The organism is Massilia eburnea, from assembly GCF_009720745.1.
Classification (GTDB): domain Bacteria; phylum Pseudomonadota; class Gammaproteobacteria; order Burkholderiales; family Burkholderiaceae_D; genus Rugamonas; species Rugamonas eburnea.
This window is the reverse complement of sequence record NZ_WNKX01000017.1, coordinates 75,532-94,892: the sequence shown is the minus strand read 5'-3', so window position 1 is coordinate 94,892 and position 19,361 is coordinate 75,532. Positions and strand designations below refer to the sequence as shown.

At 61.1% G+C, this 19,361-nt stretch carries 18 protein-coding genes; 8 read left to right on the top strand and 10 right to left on the bottom strand.

Annotation, left to right across the window (positions count from 1 at the left end; translation table 11 throughout):
* Positions 1-14 precede the first annotated feature (14 nt).
* Positions 15-224 carry a hypothetical protein gene (locus tag GM658_RS20170; RefSeq protein ID WP_155455855.1) on the bottom strand — a complete coding sequence of 70 codons (210 nt, stop codon included), beginning with the start codon at positions 222-224 and terminating at the stop codon, positions 15-17.
* 46 nt (positions 225-270) lie between these two features.
* Between GM658_RS20170 and GM658_RS20165 the strand changes: the two genes are divergently transcribed.
* The gene (locus tag GM658_RS20165) at positions 271-780 is read left to right on the top strand and encodes a DUF3828 domain-containing protein (RefSeq protein ID WP_155455854.1); all 510 of its coding nucleotides are present in this window, start codon (positions 271-273) and stop codon (positions 778-780) included.
* 34 nt (positions 781-814) lie between these two features.
* Here the strand turns inward: GM658_RS20165 and GM658_RS20160 are convergent, their stop codons facing one another.
* From GM658_RS20160 to GM658_RS20135, 6 genes are all read right to left on the bottom strand, one after another.
* Positions 815-1,942, bottom strand: coding sequence for an acyl-CoA dehydrogenase family protein (locus tag GM658_RS20160; RefSeq protein ID WP_155455853.1), 1,128 nt, complete (start codon positions 1,940-1,942; stop codon positions 815-817).
* Positions 1,943-2,015: 73 nt separating this feature from the next.
* A complete protein-coding gene (locus tag GM658_RS20155; RefSeq protein WP_155455852.1) occupies positions 2,016-2,678 on the bottom strand; it encodes an SDR family oxidoreductase in 663 nt (220 codons plus the stop codon).
* 5 nt (positions 2,679-2,683) lie between these two features.
* Positions 2,684-3,883 (bottom strand): acetyl-CoA C-acyltransferase, encoded by a 1,200-nt coding sequence (locus GM658_RS20150; protein WP_155455851.1) that lies wholly within the window; start codon positions 3,881-3,883, stop codon positions 2,684-2,686.
* Positions 3,876-5,699, bottom strand: a complete 1,824-nt coding sequence (gene aceK / locus GM658_RS20145) for a bifunctional isocitrate dehydrogenase kinase/phosphatase (protein ID WP_155455850.1) — start codon at positions 5,697-5,699, stop codon at positions 3,876-3,878. Before aceK ends, GM658_RS20150 begins: the two co-directional genes overlap by 8 nt.
* 20 nt (positions 5,700-5,719) lie before the next feature.
* Positions 5,720-6,904: an isovaleryl-CoA dehydrogenase gene (locus GM658_RS20140; RefSeq protein ID WP_155455849.1), complete on the bottom strand. Its 1,185-nt coding sequence runs from the start codon at positions 6,902-6,904 to the stop codon at positions 5,720-5,722.
* 66 nt (positions 6,905-6,970) lie between these two features.
* Positions 6,971-7,375, bottom strand: coding sequence for a MerR family transcriptional regulator (locus GM658_RS20135; RefSeq protein WP_155455848.1), 405 nt, complete (start codon positions 7,373-7,375; stop codon positions 6,971-6,973).
* A 48-nt stretch (positions 7,376-7,423) separates the two neighbouring features.
* Here GM658_RS20135 and GM658_RS20130 point away from each other — a divergent pair, with 48 nt between their 5' ends.
* Both GM658_RS20130 and GM658_RS20125 read left to right on the top strand, forming a co-directional pair.
* Positions 7,424-8,470 (top strand): MBL fold metallo-hydrolase, encoded by a 1,047-nt coding sequence (locus GM658_RS20130; RefSeq protein WP_155455847.1) that lies wholly within the window; start codon positions 7,424-7,426, stop codon positions 8,468-8,470.
* A gap of 287 nt (positions 8,471-8,757) precedes the next feature.
* Entirely contained in the window at positions 8,758-9,168 is a 411-nt protein-coding gene (locus tag GM658_RS20125; RefSeq protein WP_155455846.1) for a hypothetical protein, read from the top strand.
* A gap of 209 nt (positions 9,169-9,377) precedes the next feature.
* Here the strand turns inward: GM658_RS20125 and GM658_RS20120 are convergent, their stop codons facing one another.
* Both GM658_RS20120 and grxD read right to left on the bottom strand, forming a co-directional pair.
* Positions 9,378-9,959: a UbiX family flavin prenyltransferase gene (locus GM658_RS20120; protein ID WP_155455845.1), complete on the bottom strand. Its 582-nt coding sequence runs from the start codon at positions 9,957-9,959 to the stop codon at positions 9,378-9,380.
* Positions 9,952-10,269: a Grx4 family monothiol glutaredoxin gene (gene grxD, locus GM658_RS20115; protein ID WP_057265627.1), complete on the bottom strand. Its 318-nt coding sequence runs from the start codon at positions 10,267-10,269 to the stop codon at positions 9,952-9,954. Before grxD ends, GM658_RS20120 begins: the two co-directional genes overlap by 8 nt.
* A 121-nt stretch (positions 10,270-10,390) precedes the next feature.
* Here grxD and GM658_RS20110 point away from each other — a divergent pair, with 121 nt between their 5' ends.
* On the top strand, positions 10,391-10,711 hold the full coding sequence (locus tag GM658_RS20110; RefSeq protein WP_155455844.1) for a PadR family transcriptional regulator: 321 nt from the start codon (positions 10,391-10,393) through the stop codon (positions 10,709-10,711).
* A gap of 196 nt (positions 10,712-10,907) precedes the next feature.
* Here the strand turns inward: GM658_RS20110 and GM658_RS20105 are convergent, their stop codons facing one another.
* Complete coding sequence (locus tag GM658_RS20105; RefSeq protein ID WP_155455843.1) at positions 10,908-13,256, bottom strand: Tex family protein; 2,349 nt, start codon at positions 13,254-13,256, stop codon at positions 10,908-10,910.
* A gap of 205 nt (positions 13,257-13,461) precedes the next feature.
* Here GM658_RS20105 and GM658_RS20100 point away from each other — a divergent pair, with 205 nt between their 5' ends.
* From GM658_RS20100 to GM658_RS20085, 4 genes are all read left to right on the top strand, one after another.
* Entirely contained in the window at positions 13,462-16,572 is a 3,111-nt protein-coding gene (locus tag GM658_RS20100) for a DEAD/DEAH box helicase (protein WP_155455842.1), read from the top strand.
* A 10-nt stretch (positions 16,573-16,582) separates the two neighbouring features.
* Positions 16,583-17,614: a PAS domain-containing sensor histidine kinase gene (locus tag GM658_RS20095; protein WP_155455841.1), complete on the top strand. Its 1,032-nt coding sequence runs from the start codon at positions 16,583-16,585 to the stop codon at positions 17,612-17,614.
* Between the two features lie 87 nt (positions 17,615-17,701).
* The gene (locus GM658_RS20090) at positions 17,702-18,382 is read left to right on the top strand and encodes a response regulator transcription factor (protein ID WP_055939590.1); all 681 of its coding nucleotides are present in this window, start codon (positions 17,702-17,704) and stop codon (positions 18,380-18,382) included.
* A gap of 63 nt (positions 18,383-18,445) precedes the next feature.
* Positions 18,446-19,159, top strand: a complete 714-nt coding sequence (locus GM658_RS20085; RefSeq protein ID WP_155455840.1) for a transposase — start codon at positions 18,446-18,448, stop codon at positions 19,157-19,159.
* The last annotated feature ends 202 nt before the right edge of the window (positions 19,160-19,361 follow it).

The window sequence follows — 19,361 nt, the reverse complement described above, 5'->3', positions numbered from 1 at the left end:
TCTCTGCATTTTCTTTAAGGAGAGGCCATGCCGATCCTGCCCAAGCAAAGCGTTATGGCAATGTCCTGATCCGTAATGGCTTTCGTCCGGTCTCGGTAGCCGATCCAGTTACCCAGCCATTCCAGAAAGGAGACGTTGTCGCAATCGAGCCCACTCATGGGGGCAACCCAGCCGGCCACATTGCGGCATTTGATGGCAAGGATTGGGTTTCCGATTTCGTTCAATCTGGCTTCTGGCCAGGCCCAGCGTACGCAAGGGAGAAGCCAAAGTATGTGGTTTACCGACGGAATTAAGATGGCGGGTCCCGTGCTTTCATTCCTGCTCTGCTGCGCATCGCCAGCATATGCCGCGCCAGTCAGCGCGGAGGCTCAAGTTGTTGCACATCTTTACAAGGATTTTGGCTGGCAGGCCTTCGCCACACAAAGCGAACTATTCGGCGAAAGTCTGGAACAACAGCGCAAAGACGTGTTGGCTCGATTTTTCAGCGCTCAGCTCGTGGAGCTTCTTGTTCGGGACGCGGAATGCGAAGCGAGGGAAAAGGGACTTTGCCGATTGGATTTCGACATCTTGTTTGACTCCCAAGATCCAGTGGTGACGGATCTTAAGATACAAATGCTCGCGCCAGGGAAGGTGCTGGTGGATTTCACAAACCCGGTCAATGGCGAAAGGACGGCGATCAGATTTGTGGTCACCAACACTTCGGGGCAGTGGCGAATTGTGGACGTCCTCTATGGCCAAAAGCCGGAGAGATCTCTTAAGCAGACTTTGCTGAAGCGGTGACGCCACTGCAATGCGGCGGCGTCACCTGCGGTGGTTACAGCGCGCGGGCGATCAGCAGTTTCTGGATATCGCTCGTGCCTTCATAGATCTGGCACACGCGCACGTCGCGGTAGATGCGCTCTACCGGGAAGTCGGCGGTGTAACCGTAGCCGCCGTGGATCTGGATCGCGTCTGAGCAGACGCGTTCCGCCATCTCGGAAGCGAACAGCTTGGCCATCGCCGCCTCTTTCAGGCATGGCTGGCCGGCGTCTTTCAGCGAGGCGGCGTGCCAGATCAGTTGGCGTGCGGCTTCCAGCTGCATCGCCATTTCCGACAGCTTGAATTGCACCGACTGGTGCTCGAAGATTGGCTTGCCGAATGATTCGCGTTCGCGTGCATACTTCAGCGCCGCCTCGAAAGCGGAACGCGCCATGCCGACCGATTGCGAGGCGATGCCGATACGGCCCCCTTCCAGTCCGGACAGGGCGATCTTGTAGCCCTGGCCTGGTTCGCCAATCATGTTCGCTGCCGGCACGCGGCAGTTTTCGAACAGGATTTGAGCGGTGTCGGACGAGTGCTGGCCCATCTTGTGCTCGATGCCAGCCACGATATAGCCAGGCGTATTGGTCGGCACCCAGAAGGCGCTGATGCCTTTCTTGCCGGCCACCTTGTCGGTCACCGCGAACACGATCGCCACGTCTGCATGCTTGCCGGAAGTGATGAACTGCTTGGTGCCGTTGATGATGTAGTCGCCGCCATCCAGCGTGGCGGTGGCGCGCAGGGCTGCTGCGTCGCTGCCGGTGTGGGGTTCGGTCAGGGCGAAGGCACCCAGCATTTCGCCTTGCGCGAGGGGGCGCAGCCATTGCTGCTTCTGCTGCTCGTTGGCGTACATCATGCCGATGCTGCACACCGGGCAGTTGTTCACCGAGATAACGGTGGAAGTGCCGCCGTCGCCGGCTGCGATTTCTTCCAGCACCAGGGCCAGCGAAACATAATCCAGGCCCGCGCCGCCCAGTTCCTCCGGCACAGCCACGCCGAAAGCGCCCAGTGCCGCCAGCTCTTTCAGCTCTTCTTTCGGGAAGTGGTGTTCTTTATCCCAGCGCGCTGCGTTGGGCGCCAGGCGCTCTTGCGAAAAAGCGCGCAGCGCGTCGCGGATCATTTCGTGTTGTTCGTTCAGAATCATCGTTATCTTTCTTTACGGCTGGGCCCGTGTCCCATTTCGGGTGTGACCCCATGGTGGGACACGGGCTCAGCTGTTACCAGCCAATGTTAGTGCCGTCGTAGTCTCGGTAGACGGGGTGGTCGGATGCGGGCAGGTCGGCCAGCACGCGGCGGATGCCGCGGGCGCTGTCTTCCACTGCCAGCGTGGCGCCGGCGCCGCCCATGTCGGTGCGGACCCAGCCTGGGTGCAGGGCGACGCATGTGGCGCCTGCATGTTGGTGCGCGGTGTCGATCAGCACGGAGTTCAGCGCCGCTTTGCTGGCGCGGTAGAGCGAGCCGCTGCTGCCATTGCGCTCGCTCAGGGAACCCATGCGGGAGGACATCACGGCCAGCTTGCCGCGCGCCGCACTGACCAGCGGGGCGATGATCGGCAACAGGCGCATCGCCGCCAGCACATTGGTGTGCATGACGGCGTCGAAATCGCTTTGCGTAGGGAAGCCGTCTGTGCTCGGGCCGTAAATGCCGGCGTTCAGGATGGCGACGTCCGGCTCTTCGCCGTCGAGTTTCCAGCCCAGGCCAGCGACGGCTTCCACATTCGTTACATCCAGCTTGTGGGCTTCGGCACCCATCGCGGCCAGCATGTCAACGTCTTCCTTCTTGCGTGCCGTGGCGATCACGCGCCAGCCGTCGGCCAGGTACTGGCGAACCAGTTCCAGGCCGATGCCGCGCGAGGCGCCGATAACGAGTGCCAGCGCCATCGTGCTTAGACCAGTTCGATGCCCATGGCGGTGGCTTCGCCGCCGCCGATGCACAGTGCTGCTACGCCTTTCTTGCCGCCTTTGGCTTTCAGCGCGCCGATCAGGGTGGTGATGATGCGCGCGCCGGTGGCGCCGATCGGGTGGCCCAGGGCGCAGGCGCCGCCGTGCACGTTCACTTTGCTGTGCGGGATGTCGAGGTCGTGCATGGCGGCCATTGGCACGACGGCGAAGGCTTCGTTGATCTCGAACAGGTCGACGTCGCTGACTTTCCAGCCGGTCTTGGCCAGCAGCTTCTGGATCGCGCCAACCGGCGCGGTGGTGAACTGTTCCGGTACCAGGGAGTTGGTGGCGTGGCCGGTGACTTTGGCGATCACGGTGGCGCCCAGCTTCTTGGCGGTCGATTCGCGCATCATGACCAGTGCGGCGGCGCCGTCGTTGATCGACGAGGACGATGCGGCGGTGATGGTGCCGTCTTTGGCGAACGCTGGCTTCAGCGATGGGATCTTTTCAACCTTGGCTTTCAGTGGGCCTTCGTCTTTTTCGATCACGACGTCGCCGGCGCGGGTGGATACGGTCACTGGGGCGATTTCCCAGTTGAAGGCGCCCGACTGCTGCGCAGCCTGTGCGCGCTTCACGGATTCGATGGCGAAGTTGTCCTGCGACTCGCGCGAGAACTTGTAGGCGCTCGAGCACTGCTCGGCGAAAGTGCCCATGGAGCGGCCGGCGCCGGTCTTGGGGTCGCGGGTGTACGCGTCTTCCAGGCCGTCGTACATCATGTGGTCGAACATCATGCCGTGGCCGATGCGGTAGCCGCCGCGCGCTTTGGGAATCAGGTACGGTGCGTTGGTCATGGATTCCATGCCGCCTGCCACGATCACGTCGGCGGAACCGGCGCTCAGGGTGTCGTAGGCGAAGATCGCTGCCTGCATGGCGGAGCCGCACATTTTCGACAGGGTCACGGCGCCGGCCGATACCGGCAGGCCGGCCTTGATCGATGCCTGGCGTGCTGGCGCCTGGCCCTGGCCTGCCATCAGGCAGTTGCCGAAGTAGACGTGTTCAACGGCTTCGGGCTTGATGCCGGCGCGTTCAACGGCGGCCTTGATCGCTACTGCGCCGAGGTCATTTGCGCTCAGGGAGGCGAAGTCGCTCTGGAAAGCGCCCATTGGGGTACGGGCTGCGCCGACGATTACGATAGGGTCATTCATGTTCAAAAGTCTCCAAAAGGGAAGAGGTGACATGATTCGCTGGCGTGCTCAGCGAATCTCGGTTACAGAATCGGACGTGTTGGGGATACGGGAACACGTCCTCGATGACGCCACTGGCGATCAGCTCTTTTTTCTTTGCCCACCAATGTGGGGAGAGCAGGTCGGCGTGGTGCTTCATAAAATATTTTCGGATTTTCGCGTTCCCGAGCAAGAACTTGTCGAACTGCTCGGGGAACACGTCGTGCCTCCCAATCGGGTACCAGGGCTCGGCGGACATTTCGTCCTCCTCGTTGCGTGGTTCCGGAATCACACGGAAGTTACAGTCCGTGATGTATTCAATTTCATCGTAGTCGTAGAAAACGACACGCTTGTGACGGGTGACGCCGAAGTTCTTATACAACATGTCGCCCGGGAAGATATTCGCCGCCACCAGGTCCTTGATGGCGTTGCCGTATTCGATGATGCCATGCTCCAGCGCCGCGTCGTCGCCGCTTTCGTCGGCGTGCGCCAGGTACATATTCAGCGGCACCATGCGGCGCTCGATGTACAGGTGCTTGACCACCAGCTGCTCGCCGTCTTCTTCCACCAGCGATGGCGCGAAGTGCTTGAGCTCCTTCACCAGGTCTTCGCTGAAGCGGTTACGCGGGAAGGCGACGTTGGAATATTCCAGCGTGTCTGCCATGCGGCCCACGCGGTCGTGGTGCTTCACCAGCAGATAGCGGCCCTTGATATGCTCGCGCGTGGTTTCCTTCGGCGCCGGGTAAAAGTCCTTGATCACCTTGAACACGTAGGGGAAGGACGGCAGCGCGAACACCAGCATCACCAGGCCGCGGATGCCGGGCGCGATCTCGAACAGGTCGGAGGAGTGCTTCAGGTGCTGCAGGTAGTCGCGGTAGAAGGCGTTCTTGCCCTGCTTCTGCAGGCCCAGGATGGTGTAGATCTCGCTGCGCGGTTTGCGCGGCAGGAGCGTGCGCAGGAATTGCACATAGGCCGACGGCACTTCCATGTCGACCATGAAGTAGGCGCGCGTGAACGAGAACAGCGTCACGATGTGCTGTTCTTCAGTCAGGATCGCATCCAGCACCAGCTGCTTGTTCTTGTTGTGCAGGATTGGGATCACGAAGGGCAGCTCGCGGCTGCCGTTGATCGCCTTGCCCACGATGTAGGCGCCCTTGTTGCGGAAAAACAGGCTCGATAGCACCTGCACCTGCGCATTGGGTTCCAGGGTGCCGAACAGGCTCGAAAGCTTTTCTTCCACCAGGCCGATGTCGCGCGACAGGTTGGCGAACGGGGTGTTCAGCTGGAAGTTGGTGACGATGCGCTTGAGCGTGAACGTCAGGCCGTCCCGCGCTGGGTAGTAGACGCGGTAGGTCGGCGCTACGTCTTCGGTCTCGATGTACTCGGTGGAGACCATCGGCCGCACGAAAATGAATTCGTTGTGGAAGTAGGAGCGGTGCAGGATATTGCAGCAGACGGAGTTGAAAAAGGTCTCGGCCAACTCCGGTTGCTTGTGGCCGGACAGCATGCCGATGTAATGCAGCTTGAGTTCACGCCACACTTCATCGGTCAGCTCGGACGGGTCGTATTCGTCCTCCAGCATCTGCACGCACTCCTGCACGCGCTTGTCGTAAAAGTCGATGCGCTCGCGCGCAGCGACCTGGGCCACCGCCCAATCGCCCTGCTCAAAATGCCGCTTCGCCGCTTGCGCCGCCTGCCGGAACAGGCGGTAGTGCTTGTCGAAACCCTCGCGGATGGTGCGCGCGATGTCGAAAGCAATTTGCGACGACAGCAGCTTTGGGAAGGCAGCATGGATCATGGCGGCCCCGGTACTGCCTCTTACTTGGTTTCGGCGAACAGTTCGCGGCCGATCAGCATGCGGCGGATCTCGCTGGTGCCGGCGCCGATTTCGTACAGCTTGGCGTCGCGCCACAGGCGGCCGACCGGATACTCGTTGATGTAGCCATTGCCGCCCAGGGTCTGGATTGCTTCGCCGGCCATCCAGGTTGCCTTCTCGGCCGAGTACAGGATGGCGCCGGCGGCGTCCTTGCGCAGTGCGCGCACCTGTTCAGGGGAGGTGGCGCGGTCGCAGGCCTGGCCCACGGCGTAGACGTAGGCGCGGCAAGCCATCATGGTGGAGTACATGTCCGCCAGTTTGCCTTGCATCAGCTGGAATTCGCCGATCGGCTGGCCGAACTGCTTGCGGTCGTGGACGTAAGGAACGACGGCGTCCATGCAGGCCGACATGATGCCCAGCGGACCGCCGGACAGCACGGTGCGCTCGAAGTCCAGGCCGGACATCAGCACGTTGACGCCCTTGCCCAGGCCGCCCAGCACGTTCTCGGCCGGCACTTCGCAGTCTTCGAATACCAGCTCGCCGGTATGGGAACCGCGCATGCCCAGCTTGTCCAGCTTCTGCGCGATGGAGAAGCCCTTGAAGCCCTTCTCGATCAGGAAGGCGGTCATGCCCTTCGGGCCGGCTTCGATGTCGTTCTTGGCGTACACCACCAGGGTGTCGGCATCCGGGCCGTTGGTGATCCACATCTTGGTGCCGTTCAGCACCCAGCGGTCGCCCTTGAAGTCGGCGCGCAGTTTCATCGACACCACGTCGGAACCGGCGTTCGGCTCGGACATGGCCAGCGCACCAATGTGCTCGCCGGAGATCAGCTTCGGCAGGTATTTCTTCTTCTGTTCTTCGGTGCCGTTGCGCTTGATCTGGTTGACGCACAGGTTGGAGTGGGCGCCGTAGGACAGGCCAACGGAGGCGGAAGCGCGCGAAATCTCTTCCATCGCGATGATGTGGGCCAGGTAGCCCATGTTCGCGCCGCCGTATTCTTCGCCGACGGTGATGCCCAGCAGGCCCAGTTCACCCATCTTCCGCCACAGGTCCATCGGGAACTGGTCGGTACGGTCGATTTCAGCGGCGCGCGGGGCGATTTCGGCGGCGGCGAACTGCTGTACCGCTTCGCGCAGGGCGGCGATGTCTTCGCCGTGATCAAAGGTCAGGCCTGGGAGATGGAGCATGTCTTCCTCTATTGGTGTTGGGTGTTGAAGCGCAAATGATACGCCTGACTTACGTTAACGTAAACGTCAACCAGCCGTAGTTTGCTTTTCGGCAAGTGCTGCCAGCAGGCGCTTGCACTCTTCCTCATGGGTCGAGATCTCTTGCAGGGACATTTCGATGTCTTCGCGCTGTTGTTCCAGCGTCTCACGGTGCTGGGACAGCACGCCCAGGAAGCGGTTCATCTGGGCTTCGGTGTCCTTGGGCGACTCGTACATGTCGACCAGGCTCTTGATTTCGCTCAGCGAGAGGCCGATGCGCTTGCCGCGCAGGGTCAGCTTGAGACGGGTGCGGTCGCGCGGCGTATAGACGCGGTTGCGGCCGCCGGCTCCTTCGCGCGACGGCGCCAGGAGGCCCTGGTCTTCGTAAAAACGGATGGCGCGCGGGGTGATGTCGAATTCGCGCGCGAGTTCAGTGATGGTGTAGGTCGGCATGGCTTACAATGGATCTTCCGTTTACGTAACGTCAATCTATTGTACGCCATGAACCCGCTTGAATCCCAGCTTGACTATCCATTTGGCGACACCCTGCCGGCCAGCGGCACGGTGCTCGAAGTCGCGCCCGGCGTGGCGTGGATGCGCCTGCCGCTGCCCTTCGCTCTCGACCACATCAACCTGTGGCTGCTGCGCGAGGATGCCGGCTGGAGCGTGGTCGATTGCGGCGTGGCGCTGGATGCCAGCAAGGACGCCTGGAATGTGATGCTGGCGGGTCCGCTTGCGGGGCAGCCGCTGACGCGTGTAGTGGCCACTCACTGTCATCCGGACCATGTCGGGCTGGCGGATTGGCTGTGCCAGCGCTTCGGCGTTTCGCTGTGGATGACGGCAGGCGAGTATGCTTTTGCGCGCATGATGTCGGCTGGCCTGCCGGGGGTGGATGGGCCGTCGGCCGTGCCGCATTTCGAGCGCCACGGCCTGGTCGATCCTGAAATGCTGGAGAAAATGCGTTCGCGGAAGAACTACTACCCTTCGCTGGTGCCTTCCGTGCCGTCGGCCTACGTCCGCCTGCAGGACCAGCAATCGTTCGCGGCAGGCGGCTGCAGCTGGCGCGTCATCACCGGCTTTGGCCATTCGCCCGAGCATGCCGCCCTGTACTGCGAGCAGCTGAATGTATTGATCTCGGGCGACATGGTCCTGCCGCGTATTTCCACCAATATGTCAGTGTTCGCTGTCGAGCCGGAAGCGAATCCGCTGCAGCAATACCTGGATTCCCTGGAGCGCTTCGCCGGCTTGCCGGACGACGTGCTGGTGCTGCCATCCCACGGCCGCCCATTCCGCGGCCTGCACACCCGTATCAAACAGTTGCGCGACCACCATGAGGCGCGCCTGGCCGAAGTGCTGGCGGCTTGCGCCGGGCAGCCGCGCTCTGCTGCTGAGATAGTACCGATCATGTTCCGCCGCCCACTGGATGCCCACCAGCTCAGCTTCGCGTTGGGCGAGGCCTTGGCCCACCTCCACAAGTTGTGGCGAGATGGTATCGTGCGCCGTGATACCGGCAATGACGGCATTATAAGATTCATCAAGGCTCAATAAGTTACCGGCGGTCTTTAATACCAGCCGACCGGTCGACAACAAAGATAGCCCCTAGGTTTGTAGTCGCTAATCAACTTTATTTCTAAAGTTGTAACCGATTGCTTGTCGTCCTGACAAGTAGATTCTGCTATTTTCCCCCACTTCGGCCGATGGAAATTCGGGATGGCAGAGCAGGAAATCGGACAGTCTGTAGCGCCAATTGTTAATTGTTGTAATTTACAATTGTCACAATTGGTCTGATGATTCTAGAGACTGACATTCATGTTGTGACATGAAATAGTGCAACTATGAATTCTTCGAACGAACGTGAAAGCTTCAGCCAGCGACTCCAGCAGGCTTTGAAAAACGCCCACTATTCTCCGGACAGCCCAACCCGGCTGGCGCGCGAGTTCAACATCAGGTTTGAGGGCAGACCGATTACGGTGCACGCGGCCCGAAAATGGCTGGTTGGCGAGGCGATTCCAACCCAGGAAAAGCTGCGCATGATTGCGCAGTGGCTTGGCGTTCCTGCTGAATGGCTGCGCTTTGGCGGTGCCGAAATCGAGCACCACAATGGTGAAACCAATGGCAGCAGCCTGGCCCGATTTGAGTCGGCGGACGTCAAACTGATCGCCGATTTGCAACGGCTGGACGATCATCACAAGCAAATCGCCCGAGAATTTATTCGAATGCTGGTGAGGGTCAACTACCAAAAGTAACAGAACAACACTGTTTGTCCTGCTCAAACGCAGGATAAATGGTGTTCAAGGCTGCATCCGAGTTTTACTTAGCGCGCCGGCTCCCGGCGCGCCTCCGCACAGCACCCGGTAACGATCGGGGAGCTACCAAAATGGCGTCCTGCCATGACACAAACGACCATACCAGTTTGTAACAATCTTGATACATTGCCCCGCAAAGGCGCATGTTTTCAAGGGTTCATGCCATTCCAGCGAGGGGCCAGATTGTGACATATGCCGAATAGGTCAATCACGCGGGCGACCGTATGATCGACCATTTCATCGATGGATTTTGGCTGGTGGTAAAAGCTTGGCAGTGGCGGAAAGATAATGCCGCCCATTTCGGTTACGGCCGTCATGTTTCGTAAATGCGCAAGATTGAAAGGCGTTTCGCGCACCATCAGTATCAAGCGGCGGCGCTCTTTCAGCATCACGTCGGCGGCGCGGGCGATCAGGTTGTCGGACAGGCCATGCGCGACCGAAGCCAGGGTTTTCATCGAGCAGGGGGCAATCACCATGCCGTCCGCCTGGAAAGAACCGCTGGCGATGGATGCGCCAATATTGTTCGGCTTGTGGACGACGTGGGCCAGCGCTTCGACTTCCTTGCGCTGCAGGCCGGTTTCCTGGTGGAGGGTGAGGACTGCGGCGTCGGAGATCACCAGGTGAGTCTCCATCGCCGGAATACTGCGGAGGTGCTGCAGCAGCCGCACGCCATACACGGCGCCGGTGGCGCCGGTGATGGCGATGACCAGCCGCTGCGGGCGATCAGCCATTGTTGTCCAGCAGGGCCTTCAGTTCGCCGGACTCATACATTTCCGACATGATGTCGGAGCCGCCGATGAATTCGCCGCGCACGTACAGCTGCGGGATGGTTGGCCAGTTCGAGTATTCCTTGATGCCCTGGCGCACTTCCGGGTCATCCAGCACGTTCACGGTGGCGATGTTCTCGACGCCGCAAGCTTTCAGGATCTGGATGGCACGGCCGGAAAAGCCGCACTGTGGGAATTGGGCGGTGCCCTTCATGAACAGCACGACAGGGGTGTTGGTCACGGTTTCTTTGATCCAGGTTTGTACGTCGCTCATTGCATTCTCACTGCTAAGGATTGGAATCCCGCCATTCTACCGCGAAACGGCGAAGCGCCTGTTGACACAGATCATGCCTTGATGCGAGTATATCGACACTCGATATAGCGCGCTTCGATACATGGATTACTCAAAATACCTGCCCCTGTCGGAGGCCAGCTTCTACATGCTCGCCGCCCTGACCGAACCGTCTCACGGCTACGCCATCATGCAGAAGGTGGAAGCCATGAGCGGCGGCAGCGTTACGATCGGCCCCGGCACCATGTACGGCGCCTTCAATACACTGGAAAAGCAGAAACTGATCGTCAAGGTGGCGGAAGAAGAGCGCCGCAAGATCTACGCGCTGACCGACCTGGGCCGTGAAGTGCTTGCTGAACAAGTGCGCCGGCTGGAAGTCATGGTGAAGAGCGCCCACACGGCGCTGAAATCAGGGGCTGAATGACTTGCCGCGCATCTGGCGGCCGATACGCCGAATTGATAGAAATTCGGTGCCAGGTCTGTCAATCGGACAGCTAGCGCCACCATTTGATCTATCTCAATACGCACTTTGGCCGACTTTTGCGTATTGAGGTAGATCAAGAGTTAGCGCTGCCTGTCCAAATGACAGACCTGGCACCGACTTTGGCTTTTTTGGCTTTTTAGCCGCGCAGTTTGGCGAAAGCGGCGGCCATCGAACTTTGCTGTACTGGCTCGCGCGATTGCTGCTTCTGCTGCTGGCCCATGGCGCGGCGGTCGTTGCGGTCGCCGCGCTGTTCCGGGCGCGATCCGGCGGCCGGGGCGCTGTCGCTCAGGCGCATGGTCAGGGCAATGCGCTTGCGCTTCACGTCCACTTCCAGCACTTTCACCTTCACCACCTGGCCGGCCTTCACCACCGTGTGCGGGTCCTTGACGAAGGTATTCGACAGGGCGGAAATGTGGACCAGGCCGTCCTGGTGCACCCCGATGTCGACGAAGGCGCCGAAGGCGGCCACGTTGGTCACAACGCCTTCGAGGATCATGTCGGCGCGCAGGTCGCTGATTTCTTCCACACCTTCCTTGAAGGTGGCGGTGGTGAATTCAGGACGCGGGTCGCGGCCCGGCTTTTCCAGTTCCTTGATAATGTCGGTCACGGTCGGTACGCCGAACTGTTCGTCGGCATACTTGGCCGGGGACAGGGACTTCAGCAGCTTGCTTTCGCCGATCACGCCGCGCACGTCTTTCTGGATGTCGGCCAGGATCTTCTCGACCAGAGGGTAGGATTCCGGATGCACGGCGGAGGCGTCCAGCGGGTTCTCGCCGCCCATCACGCGCAGGAAGCCGGCGGCTTGCTCGAAAGTCTTGTCACCCAGGCGCGGCACGTTCTTCAGCGCGGCGCGGGAAGCGAAGGCGCCCTTCATGTCGCGGTAGGTGACGATGCTCTGCGCCACGCTGGCCGACAGGCCGGACACTCGGGCCAGCAGCGGGGCGGAGGCGGTATTCACGTCCACGCCAACCGCGTTCACGCAATCCTCAACCACGGCATCCAGCGAGCGCGCCAGCTGGGTCTGCGAAACGTCGTGCTGGTATTGGCCAACGCCGATCGATTTCGGATCGATCTTGACCAGCTCGGCCAGCGGATCCTGCAGGCGGCGTGCAATCGAGACGGCGCCGCGCAGCGATACGTCGAGCTCCGGCAACTCGCGCGAAGCGTATTCGGAGGCGGAGTAGACGGATGCGCCGGCTTCCGACACGACGATCTTGGTCAGTTTCAGTTCAGGGCACTGCTTGATCAGGTCCTGCGCCAGCTTGTCGGTTTCGCGCGAGGCGGTGCCGTTGCCGATCGAGACCAGTTGCACGCCGTGCTTGGCCGCCAGCTGCGACAGGGTGTGCAGCGAACCGTGCCAATCATTGCGCGGCTGGTGTGGATAAATGGTGGCGGTATCCACAACCTTGCCGGTGGCGTCGACTACGGCAACCTTTACGCCAGTGCGCAGGCCAGGGTCCAGGCCCATGGTGGCGCGCGGGCCGGCCGGCGCGGCCAGCAGCAAGGCTTTCAAATTGGTGGCGAACACGTTGATGGCGTCCAGCTCGGCTTTTTCCCGCAGGGCGCCCATCAGCTCGGTTTCCAGGTGCATGAAGGACTTCACGCGCCAGGTCCAGCGCACGGTGTCGGCCAGCCATTTGTCGGCCGGGCGGCCGGCTTGCTTGATGCCGAAGCGGGCCGAAATGCGGCTTTCGCATGGATTGTGCGGTGCGTCCCACTTCGGTTTTTCCTCTTCCGTATCCAGGCGCAGGGTCACGTCCAGCATGCCTTCGCGGCGCCCGCGCAACAGTGCCAGGGCGCGGTGCGACGGCACTGCCGACAGCGGCTCGGAATAATCGAAGTAATCGGCGAATTTTTCGCCCTCTTCTTGCTTTCCGTCAACAACCTTGGATTCAACTACGCCATGATCTTGGACATATTCGCGCAGCGATTGCAGCAGGGTGGCGTCTTCGGCAAAGCGTTCCATCAGGATCTGGCGCGCGCCGTCCAGGGCGGCTTTGGCGTCGGCCACGCCAGGGTTCTTGCCGTCGGCGGTCTCGAAGGCTTCGCGCAGATAGCCGGCGGCTTGCTCGTCGGGGTTCAGGGTTGGGTCGGCCAGCAGGGCATCGGCCAGCGGGGCCAGGCCGGCTTCGATGGCGATCTGTGCCTTGGTGCGGCGTTTTTGCTTGTAAGGCAGGTACAGGTCTTCCAGGCGGGTCTTGTCCTCTGCGTGCATGACCGCATCTAGCAGCTCCGGCGTCATCTTGCCTTGTTCGGTGATCGAGTTGACGATCGCTTCGCGGCGCTCTTCCAGCTCGCGCAGGTAGCGCAGGCGCTCTTCGAGGTTGCGCAGCTGGGTGTCGTCCAGGCCGCCGGTCGCTTCCTTGCGGTAGCGGGCGATAAACGGGACGGTGGCGCCTTCGTCCAGCAGGGCGATGGCGGCGGCGACCTGGGCCGGCTTGGCGGCCAGTTCGAGGGCGAGGCGTTGTTCGATAGAAGGCAGCATGACGGTGTTTCCAAACTGTGAAGGCCGAAATCATACAACGCCGCATCGCCAACCCGCCACAGAATCGATTATTATTAATTAGTTAATGTTGTCCGCCTTGCCGCTAGTTGCACTAAGTTAGGATTTTCACAAACACGAAACTGTGGAAGGCGGATAATATTGCATGTTGCTGTTTTTGAACCGCTGATTTAAAAGAATGCGCCCAATGGATATTACCCGCGACGAAGCCCGCGAAACTCCAGTCGCACCGGCCCCCGCACCTGCCGTGCCGCCCAACCAGCTTCCCTATGCTGTGGCGACGTGGTTGCAGAGGGTGGATGCAGCCGCGCATCCCAAGCCTAAACTGGCCCCGGTCGAAATCGACCCGAAACAGACTAACTACAAACTGATTTACGTGCTGGCGCCCACCAGCGGCGGGCGCCATGTTGCGCTCTGCCTTTACAAGGCGCGCCTGAAGCCCAACGGCGACGTGGCCGCGGCCAGCCCGGTCAGCGAAGTGTTCTCCCTGCTCTCCGCCCCGCCCGCGTTCCTGGCCCCGGGCGATGAAGACCTGGTGCGCTTCTTCGTGGCCATGCGCAGCGGTCCCAACTCGCAGACCGGCAGCGCAACTGAACCGCGCGGCAAGATCGGCGCTGCACTTCTGCAAATGTTGTCGGAACAAGACAAACTGCTGTGGGCCAATTCCTGGTCCGACGTCGGCAATGGCCTGGTCTACCCGATGAAGGCGGGCAATATGCGCAACGCCAGCCTGGCCTGGCGTGAAGAAGGTAAAGGCCTGCGCCTGGGGTGGCAAGTCGACGTGCCGGAAGGGGCCAAGCATCACGGCGCGGACCAGATCGACTACATGCTGCCGACCGAACCGCCGTGGTACATCGATAACCTGTCGACTGGCGTGCTGCAGCTGAACCAGGGCGGCACGACGATTCCGCTGGCTGACCTGCAAGCCCTGGTGGCGCAGGCGCCGCTGCTGATGCCGAACGATAAGATGCGTGTGTCGCAGCTGTTGCTGGCGCATGGTTTGCAGCAGCTGATGCCGCTGCCGCAGCCGCTGCCGCAGCGCGTGCGCACCGACGTCAAGCCGCGCCCGATTCTCGTGCTCGATTCCGCCCAGCTGGCCGATGGCACGCTGCAGCGCTGGAACGACTATGCGGTGCTGTCCTATGACTACGATGGCGAGCGCGTGTCCTTCGACCCATCGCAGCGCGTGGTACGCCAGCGTGGCGACGTGACCGAGATCATCCAGCGCGATGAAGCGGCCGAGGCGGCTGCGCTGGACACCCTGACCCAGCTCGGCTTCAAGAAGCCGACCGCCCTGCCGCTGTCGAGCGTACGCGGCGGCCTGCTGCTGGCCAACCAGGCCGACTGGATCCGCTTTGCCGAGTCCGGCATTGACGAGCTGCTTGCCGCCGGCTGGCGCGTCGAAAAATCGCCGAAGTACCGCTACGATATGGTGGCGGTCGAGGACTGGTACGCCGAAGTGGAGGAAGAAACGACCGAGAACGGCAATGCCTGGTTCGACCTTGAGTTGGGCATCACCGTGAATGGCGAGCGCGTGCCGCTGCTGCCGGTGCTGGTGCAGATGATCCGTAACTTCCCGAACGACTTCAGCCCGAAAGCGCTGGCCGTGCACGGCGAGTCGGACCAGATGCTGGCCGCCCTGCCGGATGGCACCCGGGTGGCCCTGCCTTGGAACCGCCTGCGCCCTATCCTCGCCACGATTGGCGAGCTCTACTTCAGCGAAAAGATCCGCCACTCGGTGCGCATGTCTTCGCTGGACGCGGCGCGCCTGGATGAGCTGGCGCGCAATGTCGACTTCCAGTGGACCGGCGGCGAAGAGCTGCGCGAGATGGGCCGCAAGCTCAACCAGTTCTCCTCGGTCAAGCGCGTGCCGACCCCGGCCGGCCTGCGCGCTACCTTGCGCGATTACCAGACTGACGGCCTGAGCTGGATGCAGTTCCTGCGCGAGTACAATTTCGGCGGCATCCTGGCCGACGATATGGGCCTCGGCAAGACGGTGCAAACCATCGCCCACATCCTGGTGGAGAAGGAAGCCGGCCGCCTCGATCACCCGGCCCTGGTCATCGCGCCAACCAGCCTGATGAACAACTGGCAGGATGAAGCCGCCCGCTTCGCCCCCGGCCTGAAAGTGCTGCTGTTGCAAGGCAAGGACCGCGCCGAGCTGTTCGACGAGATTCCGAAAGTCGACCTGGTGCTGACCACCTACGCCCTGCTGCCGCGCGATGAAGAAAAGCTGCGCGAGCACGACTTCCACCTGGTCATCCTGGACGAGTCGCACTACATCAAGAACACCCGCTCCAAGGCAGCCCAGAGCGCCGGCCTGCTGCGCGCACGCCACCGCCTTTGCCTGTCCGGCACGCCGCTGGAAAACCACCTGGGCGAACTGTGGTCGCAATTCCACTTCCTGCTGCCTGGCCTGCTCGGCGACGAGAAGACCTTCAACAGCAATTTCCGCCACCCGATCGAGCGCCAGGACGACCCGCAGCGCCGCCAGCTGCTGAACCGCCGCATCAAGCCCTTCCTGGTGCGTCGTACCAAGGACAGCGTGGCCAAAGAACTGCCGCCGAAAACCGAAATGGTGCGCAAAGTCGAACTGTCCGGCGCCCAGCGCGACCTGTACGAAACCGTGCGCCTGGCGATGGACCAGAAAGTGCGCGAAGAGATCGACCGCAAGGGCGTGGCCCGCTCCCAGATCGTGATCCTGGAAGCGCTGCTCAAGCTGCGCCAGGTCTGCTGCGACCCGCGCCTGGTGAAGACGACCAAGAAGGCCGCATCCACTGGTTCGGCCAAGCTGGTCGACCTGATGCAGATGGTGGAAGACCTGCTGGAAGAGAAGCGCAAGATCCTGGTGTTCTCGCAGTTCACTTCCATGCTGGAGCTGATCGAGGAAGAGCTGGAAGCGCGCGACATTCCGTACGCCATCCTGACCGGCGAAACCCGCGACCGCGGCGCCCAGGTAGCGGCCTTCCAGCAAGGCGCGGTGCCGATCTTCCTGATCTCGCTGAAAGCCGGCGGCGTGGGCCTGAACCTGACCGCCGCGGACACCGTGATCCATTACGATCCATGGTGGAACCCGGCCGCCGAGAACCAGGCCACCGACCGCGCCTGGCGTATCGGCCAGGACAAGCCGGTGTTCGTCTACAAGCTGATCGCCAAGGGCACGCTGGAAGAAAAGATCCAGCTGCTGCAGCAGAAAAAATCGGACCTGGCGCAATCCGTGCTGGCCGAAGGCGAATCGCAGAAGATGGCGCTGACACAGGAAGACCTGCAACAAATCTTCGCCCCTTTGCAGGACTAAGGATTGCCCCATGCTGAGTGCTGAACACTATCGCCAGATCCTGGACCACAGTAGCGACGTACATTGGATGCTGGACTGCGATAGTGGCCAGATCCTGTATGTCAGTCCTTCCGCCGAAAAGCTGATCGGCTATGTGCCTGAGCGCGCCAGGCAAGTGTCCGAAAGCCTGATGGCCGATCTGGCGGAGCGGCTGGAAGCCTTCACCTCCGGCGACACCACGCGCCGCCACACCGTGCGCGAAGCCGAGCTGGAGGGCCGCGACGGCGTGATGATCCCGGTGGAAATCGAATCGACGCTGGTGACCGATGTCGACAGCGGCGTGCTGCGCCTGGTCGGCACCGTGCGCGACATCCGCGAGCGCATCGAACGCGAAAAGCAGCAAAAGAAATTCGCTTCCATGGTGTCGCACGAATTCCGCACGCCGCTCTCGACCATCGACGGCGCCATCCAGCGCCTGGAAATGACGTCGCAGAACGCCGACGACAACACCAGGAAGCGCTACCGCAAGATCCAGACCGCGGTCGACCGCCTGCTGGAACTGATCAACGAATACCTGAGCCCCGAGCGCCTGGCCAGCATTGGCCGCAAGCGCCAGCCCGACGAAATCTCGCCGGAGGCCTTGTTGGAAACGGCCGCCGAGCAAGCGCGCCAGCGCCGCGCCGGCATCACCGTACGCGCCGAAGGCTTGCCGCAATGGATGCGCTGCGACCCGCAAGGCATGCGTTTGTGTCTGGACATCCTTTTAGATAATGCCCTCAAGTACACAAATGATAACGTTGCGATAGAATTACAGGGTAGGAAGGCCAGCGAAGGTGGAGTAGAACTCCTCGTGATTGATCGCGGCGCCCACGTTCCGGATGATGAGCTAGGCAAACTCTTCGACAAGGGTTACCGAGGCAAGGCTGCCGCAGGGCAAGCCGGTTCCGGCCTCGGCTTATACATGGCCAAGAATGTTGTGGAAGTTCACGGCGGCACCCTATCTGTGGAAAATTTGCCTGAAAGCGGCAAGAAATTTCGGATTTGGCTCCCTATCGCTGCTTAAGGGTTGCGCAGCCCGTGACACATGGTGATAATTCTTTGACGCAAGCCCTAAACCCCGGCTTGCGACAGAATGGAAAATGGCGCATCAATGACGCAAATACTGATTGTGGAAGACAACCTGGAATACGCCGAAGAGATGGCGGATTTCCTGGCTGAGCTTGGCCATGTAGTTCATACGACGAATAACGCCCAGGAAATGTGGTCCGCCCTCTCCCAGGGCACCGTGGGCGTAGTAGTGCTCGACCTGGGCTTACCGGATGAGGATGGTTTCAATGTCATCCCGCGCATGCGACAGCTGTATCCGCAGATTGGGCTACTTGTGCTGACCGGCCGAGTGGCTTTCGACTCCCGCATCATGGGCCTGCGCCTCGGTGCGGACCATTACCTGACCAAGCCGATCAAATTCCCGGAACTGGCTGCCCATATCGAAGCGTTGGACCGCCGCGTCGGTCCGCAGGAAGCGATTCCTGTGCCGAGCAAGTGGACCCTGAAGGTTTCCGCTCGCCAGCTGGAATTGCAGGGCCAGGCGATTACCCTGACCGAGAAAGAGTGCAATTTCCTGCACCTGTTGACCATTAACACCCGTCCGGTTCCACGGCAGGTGATCGTGGCCGGTATCGGCGGCGACGACCCGGACGCCGGCCGCCGTGTCGACATGCTGGTGTATCGTTTACGCAAAAAAGCTCGTAGCGGCCTGGGCCAGGATTTACCCCTGCGTTCGGCCTATGGCGAGGGCTATAGCCTGTCCGCCAGCTTCAACCTCTCTTAAAAGGGACAGAGTCACGCAATCTGGGTAGAATCGGGGTTTCCCGATCCTACCCTTTTTGTTTTTATGGCACGTTTGCCCCGACTCGTTGTTCCCAACCAGCCTCATTACATCATCCAGCGCGGCCTGAACGGCCAGCAAGTCTTCCTGGATGATGAAGATTTCAGCAGTTTTATCACCTGGATGCGCGCTGCCGCGCGCCAATACAAGGTTTCCGTCCACGCCTATACCCTTTTGCCGGGGGAATTGCATCTTTTGGCGTCTCCCAGCGATGAAGAAGGGCTGGGCGGCATGATGCAGTGGATCGGGCGGCACTATGTCCCTTATTTCAATCAGAAGTACTCTCGTGCGGGGACTTTGTGGCAGGGACGCTATAAGACCTCGGTCATTGAGGCTGAGCGCTTCTTTATTTCCTGTTCTAAATATATCGAATTTGCGGCAGTGCGGGCACGCTTGGCGGAGGGGCCGGAACAATATCAGTGGTCGAGCTATCCGCACCATGCGGGGATCCGGCCGGATGGGGCTGTGACCGACCATCCGCTGTATTGGGGGCTGGGGAATACGCCGTTCCAGCGGGAGGCTGCCTATATAGAACTGGCGGCGCAGGGGCTGGGGGGGGCGGAGACCAGGGCGATCGAATCGGCGGCGCTGAAAGGCTGGCCATTGGGCAGCGACAAGTGGAAGGCTGAGCTGGAGCGGCGCATGAAACGGCAGGTGCTGCCAGCCAAGCGGGGGCGGCCCGCTAAACCCTGTAAACCTGGGTCAGACCCAAGGGTCTGACCCTCGATGACGCGACGTCTGCAGGAGAAAGGGTCCGACCCTTGGGTCGTACCCAGGTTTACCGGGTTTAAGCGTCACTCTGTCCCCAATTAAATTTCTGAGCGACTGTCTCCCATTTAATCCGACTCCGACCCTAATTGTTTTTCTTGCGCGAATTTGTGCACTGCATTACTCTGGATTTTCGTGACCAAAAATTCAGCGG

What these genes read in the sequence shown, in the direction of transcription:
- GM658_RS20165 (WP_155455854.1), top strand. Translation starts at nt 271, where the DNA reads ATGTGGTTTACCGACGGAATTAAGATGGCGGGTCCCGTGCTTTCATTC.
- GM658_RS20160 (WP_155455853.1), bottom strand. Translation starts at nt 1,942, where the DNA reads ATGATTCTGAACGAACAACACGAAATGATCCGCGACGCGCTGCGCGCT.
- GM658_RS20155 (WP_155455852.1), bottom strand. Translation starts at nt 2,678, where the DNA reads ATGGCGCTGGCACTCGTTATCGGCGCCTCGCGCGGCATCGGCCTGGAA.
- GM658_RS20150 (WP_155455851.1), bottom strand. Translation starts at nt 3,883, where the DNA reads ATGAATGACCCTATCGTAATCGTCGGCGCAGCCCGTACCCCAATGGGC.
- aceK (WP_155455850.1), bottom strand. Translation starts at nt 5,699, where the DNA reads ATGATCCATGCTGCCTTCCCAAAGCTGCTGTCGTCGCAAATTGCTTTC.
- GM658_RS20140 (WP_155455849.1), bottom strand. Translation starts at nt 6,904, where the DNA reads ATGCTCCATCTCCCAGGCCTGACCTTTGATCACGGCGAAGACATCGCC.
- GM658_RS20135 (WP_155455848.1), bottom strand. Translation starts at nt 7,375, where the DNA reads ATGCCGACCTACACCATCACTGAACTCGCGCGCGAATTCGACATCACC.
- GM658_RS20130 (WP_155455847.1), top strand. Translation starts at nt 7,424, where the DNA reads ATGAACCCGCTTGAATCCCAGCTTGACTATCCATTTGGCGACACCCTG.
- GM658_RS20125 (WP_155455846.1), top strand. Translation starts at nt 8,758, where the DNA reads ATGAATTCTTCGAACGAACGTGAAAGCTTCAGCCAGCGACTCCAGCAG.
- GM658_RS20120 (WP_155455845.1), bottom strand. Translation starts at nt 9,959, where the DNA reads ATGGCTGATCGCCCGCAGCGGCTGGTCATCGCCATCACCGGCGCCACC.
- grxD (WP_057265627.1), bottom strand. Translation starts at nt 10,269, where the DNA reads ATGAGCGACGTACAAACCTGGATCAAAGAAACCGTGACCAACACCCCT.
- GM658_RS20110 (WP_155455844.1), top strand. Translation starts at nt 10,391, where the DNA reads ATGGATTACTCAAAATACCTGCCCCTGTCGGAGGCCAGCTTCTACATG.
- GM658_RS20105 (WP_155455843.1), bottom strand. Translation starts at nt 13,256, where the DNA reads ATGCTGCCTTCTATCGAACAACGCCTCGCCCTCGAACTGGCCGCCAAG.
- GM658_RS20100 (WP_155455842.1), top strand. Translation starts at nt 13,462, where the DNA reads ATGGATATTACCCGCGACGAAGCCCGCGAAACTCCAGTCGCACCGGCC.
- GM658_RS20095 (WP_155455841.1), top strand. Translation starts at nt 16,583, where the DNA reads ATGCTGAGTGCTGAACACTATCGCCAGATCCTGGACCACAGTAGCGAC.
- GM658_RS20090 (WP_055939590.1), top strand. Translation starts at nt 17,702, where the DNA reads ATGACGCAAATACTGATTGTGGAAGACAACCTGGAATACGCCGAAGAG.
- GM658_RS20085 (WP_155455840.1), top strand. Translation starts at nt 18,446, where the DNA reads ATGGCACGTTTGCCCCGACTCGTTGTTCCCAACCAGCCTCATTACATC.